General features: G+C 61.3%; 5 protein-coding genes. All 5 read left to right on the top strand.

Annotation, left to right across the window (positions count from 1 at the left end; all coding sequences use genetic code 11):
- On the top strand, positions 1–1,020 hold a 1,020-nt coding region (locus tag QOC89_RS28505), incomplete at its 5' end, for a hypothetical protein (RefSeq protein ID WP_323048093.1).
- A gap of 375 nt (positions 1,021–1,395) precedes the next feature.
- On the top strand, positions 1,396–2,199 hold the full coding sequence (locus tag QOC89_RS28510) for a transporter substrate-binding domain-containing protein (RefSeq protein ID WP_323048094.1): 804 nt from the start codon (positions 1,396–1,398) through the stop codon (positions 2,197–2,199).
- 169 nt (positions 2,200–2,368) lie between these two features.
- A complete protein-coding gene (gene ureA, locus QOC89_RS28515) occupies positions 2,369–2,671 on the top strand; it encodes an urease subunit gamma (protein WP_054041799.1) in 303 nt (100 codons plus the stop codon).
- 29 nt (positions 2,672–2,700) lie between these two features.
- A complete protein-coding gene (locus tag QOC89_RS28520) occupies positions 2,701–3,006 on the top strand; it encodes an urease subunit beta (protein WP_323048095.1) in 306 nt (101 codons plus the stop codon).
- A 55-nt stretch (positions 3,007–3,061) separates the two neighbouring features.
- The coding region (ureC, locus tag QOC89_RS28525) for an urease subunit alpha (RefSeq protein WP_323048096.1) at positions 3,062–4,394 on the top strand (1,333 nt) is incomplete at its 3' end.

Raw genomic sequence — 4,394 nt, forward strand, 5'->3', positions numbered from 1 at the left:
AACGGTACACAGACTGCCTATGTGTTCAACGCAGCCGGCCGCGAAATCGAGCAGGCAACGTTCGGCACCAATGGCAAGATGACACAGGATCAGTTCTTCGATGCCACGTCGGGCCGCCTGACGCAAGAAAATGACATCAACGCCGACGGCAGCCAGGTCGACCACATCTTTAATGCCAGTGGCACGCAAACATCCTACGCCTTCAATGCCGCCGGCCACGAAACGGAACAGGCGACGTTCGGCACCAACGGCAAGATGACGCAGGACCTGGTCTTTGACGGATCGACGGGTCGGGAGTTACAGGAGACCGATTACAACGCGAACGGTAGCGGTGTTGCTCACATCTTCAACCCTGACGGGACGCAGACCGCCGCAATTTTCGATCCCTCAGGTCACGTCTCCGAATACGCAACATATGGCACAAACGGCAAAATTACGACTGACGCCTTCTTCGATGCCAGCGGCCGTGAAACGCAACTGAACGAGTACTCCGGCAACCAGACAACTGTCCACGTCATCAACACGGACAATACCCAGACCGCAACGGTGTACAACAGCGCCAACCAGGAAACCGAATTTGCGCGGTTTGATTCCGGCGGACATAAAACCGACGACTACTTTTTCAACGGCCCGACCGGTCGGGAAACCGAATACGATCACTACGGCAATGACGGAAGCATGGTCGCTAACATCTTCCATAGCGATAACAGCCAGGATCAGATCATTTACAACGCGTCGGGCCTGGAGACGGAGTATCAGGCGTACAACAGTCAGGGGCAACTCACCGGCTTCACCGACTTCACCTACACCGTGGGCGGCGGCTATGACGCGGTCGCGTACGGGCCTACCGGTTTTGAAACCGGCTGGGCAGACTACGGTTCCACAGGGACCCAGATTTCATCGAGCGGTGGCGCGTACAACTTCACGCTGGATGACGGGTACGGCTCTGGAACCGACTGGGGCTTCACGCTGGACCTGGGCGGCACGGGATACAGCTCCGACTACGGCTTTTATATCTGATAGCTGGGCGAAGTAAGGCTTAACAGTTGCTGCGTCTGCGACGTTGGCTGATGCAGCATCGACATTGCTCCAACGCGTTTCACAGTTTTGTATGGCCGCCAAGGATCGATCACATTCCGGCAGCGTTGCGCGCGCCGTGCGGTCCTTCCTCCCGTCGCGTTACGTTACGTCAGCCGCTGAGGCCTTTCACCTTCGCAAGCCTCCGCGCGCACCAGTCTGAAGCACCGCGCCGCGCCAATTCAGTGCACAGCCTTCTCGGGCACCCCGCCAGCCCACAGTGCACCGCCATGGCACATACCTTGCAACACAATCCCCCACGATGTTGCCGCGTCCTGACGGCAGCCGACCGCTTCTCGCCACCACCGCTCACATAACATGACCCGATCGACTCTTCGCCCGGCGCGCCGCGCCTGGCTTGCCGCATTGCTGCTTTCGCCCGTCCTCGCCGTCACAGCGCCCACGGCTCACGCCGATACGCTCGACAACATCGCCAAGGCCGGCGTGCTGAAAGTCGCGGTTCCCGAAGACTATCCGCCGTTTGGCTCGGTCGGCGCGGATATGAAACCGCAAGGCTACGACATCGACACGGCCGCCCTGCTGGCGAAGTCGATGAACGTCAAGCTCGAACTCGTGCCGGTCAACAGCGCAAACCGCATTCCGTATCTGCAAACCGGTAAGGTCGATCTGGTGATCTCGTCGCTCGGCAAAACGCCTGAGCGTGACAAGGTGATCGATTTTTCGACGGCCTATGCGCCGTATTACCAGGGCGTGTTCGGCCCCGCCGACATCAAGGTCACCGGCCCCGCCGATCTCACCGGCAAAACGGTCGGCGCCACGCGCGGCGCGCTCGAGGAAATCGGTCTCACGCAAATGGCGCCGAATGCCACGATCAAGCGCTTTGAAGACAACAACGCGACCATCGCCGCGTTCCTGTCCGGCCAGGTGCAGTTGATCGCCGCGGGCAATATCGTCGCCGCAGCGATCCTCGCAAAAAATCCGCCGCGTCGGCCGGAACCGAAGTTCGTCATCAAGAATTCGCCGTGCTTCGTCGGCATGAACAAGAACGAGCCTCGCCTGCAACAGAAGGTGAATGCGGCGATCGCGGCGGCCAAACAGGACGGCACGCTGAATACAATGTCGAAGAAATGGTTCGGCGCGCCGCTGCCTGCCGACTTGTAAGCGATTCGTTAGCCGAACTTGATACCGTGGCTGGCTTATCCGGCATTGCATTCGTCATGGCGGCATCCCGTGCGCCGCACGCGATCGCGGCCATGACGCGCAGCGCCTATCATTTCGCAGCCGGCCCTCGGGTCCGGCGCAACCCAACGAATACCAACGCACACATTCGATGAAGCTGACACCTCGCGAGAAGGACAAGCTGCTGATCTTTACCGCCGCGCTGCTCGCTGAACGGCGCCGCGCTCGCGGCCTCAAACTGAACTACCCGGAAGCGATCGCCTTCATCACCGCCGCGCTGATGGAAGCTGCCCGTGACGGCAAAACGGTCGCCGAGGTCATGCACTACGGCACCACGCTGCTCACGCGCGCCGACGTGATGGAAGGCGTGCCGGAAATGATCCCCGACATCCAGGTCGAAGCCACCTTCCCCGACGGCACCAAGCTCGTGACCGTTCATCACCCGATTCCCTAATCACGCTTTAATCACGTAAGGCACGCCCCATGATTCCCGGCGAATTCCTCATCGACGATGGCGAACACGAACTCAACGCGGGCCGCGCCACCGTCACGGTGGTCGTGTCGAATACCGGCGACCGGCCTGTGCAGATCGGCTCACACTATCACTTTTACGAAGTGAACGAAGCGCTCTCCTTCGACCGCGAAGCAGCGCGCGGCTTCCGGCTGAACATCGCGGCGGGCACCGCCGTGCGTTTCGAGCCGGGCCAGGAACGCACGGTCGAGCTGGTCGAACTGGCGGGCGAGCGCGTCGTCTACGGCTTCAACGGCAAGGTGATGGGCAAGCTCTGATGCGCGACCCGCGCACGCTTGCACCGACCGCCCTGCTCATTTCCGGATCCACATCATGACCTTACGCATTGGCCGCCGCGCATACGCGGAAATGTTCGGCCCCACCACCGGCGACCGTATCCGTCTCGCCGATACCGAGCTGCTGATCGAAGTCGAACGCGACTTCACGACCTACGGCGAAGAAGTGAAATTCGGCGGCGGCAAAGTGATTCGCGACGGCATGGGCCAGTCGCAACGCGTGCACGCCGACGTCGTCGATACGGTCGTGACGAATGCGGTGATTCTCGATCACTGGGGCATCGTCAAGGCCGACATCGGCATCAAGAACGGCCGCATCTTCGCGATCGGCAAAGCGGGCAACCCCGATATTCAACCGAACGTGACGATTGCGATCGGCGCGTCCACTGAAGTGATCGCCGGCGAGGGTTTGGTCGTGACGGCGGGCGGCATCGACACGCACATCCACTTCATCAGCCCGCAGCAGATCGAAGAAGCGCTCGCGAGCGGCGTCACGACGATGCTCGGCGGCGGCACGGGTCCGGCAACCGGCACGAATGCGACAACTTGCACGCCGGGTCCGTGGCATCTCGAACGCATGCTGCAGGCCGCCGACGGTTATCCGATGAACCTCGGCTTTCTCGGCAAGGGCAACGTGAGCCAGCCGCAACCGGCTCTGGAGCAGATCGCCGCCGGTGCCATTGGTTTGAAGCTGCACGAAGACTGGGGCACCACACCGGCCGCAATCGACAACTGTCTCTCTGTCGCCGACGATACCGACACGCAGGTCGCGATCCACACGGATACGCTGAACGAAGCGGGTTTTGTCGAAGCGACCGTGGCCGCGTTCAAGGGCCGCACGATCCACACGTATCACACGGAAGGCGCGGGTGGCGGCCACGCCCCGGACATCATCAAGGTATGCGGCGAAGCGAACGTGCTGCCCTCGTCCACCAATCCGACACGCCCGTACACCGTCAACACGCTCGAAGAGCATCTCGACATGCTGATGGTTTGCCACCACCTGGACCCGTCGATTGCGGAAGATATCGCGTTCGCCGAGTCGCGGATTCGTCGCGAGACCATCGCGGCCGAAGATATCCTGCACGACCTCGGCGCGTTGTCGATGCTGTCGTCGGATTCGCAGGCCATGGGGCGCGTGGGCGAAGTCATCATCCGCACATGGCAAACCGCGCACAAGATGAAAGTGCAACGCGGCGCGCTGCCCGAGGACACCGCACGGCACGACAATTTCCGCGCGAAGCGCTATGTCGCCAAGTACACGATCAACCCTGCAATCACGCACGGCATTGCGCATGAAGTCGGTTCTATCGAGCCCGGCAAGTGGGCCGATCTCGTGTTCTGGGAGCCCGCCTTTTTCGGCATCAAAC

Source organism: Paraburkholderia sp., assembly GCF_034668105.1.
Classification (GTDB): Bacteria; Pseudomonadota; Gammaproteobacteria; order Burkholderiales; family Burkholderiaceae; genus Paraburkholderia.

Coding starts and splice junctions, on each gene's coding strand:
- QOC89_RS28510 (WP_323048094.1), top strand. CDS start 1,396: ATGACCCGATCGACTCTTCGCCCGGCGCGCCGCGCCTGGCTTGCCGCA.
- QOC89_RS28520 (WP_323048095.1), top strand. CDS start 2,701: ATGATTCCCGGCGAATTCCTCATCGACGATGGCGAACACGAACTCAAC.
- ureA (WP_054041799.1), top strand. CDS start 2,369: ATGAAGCTGACACCTCGCGAGAAGGACAAGCTGCTGATCTTTACCGCC.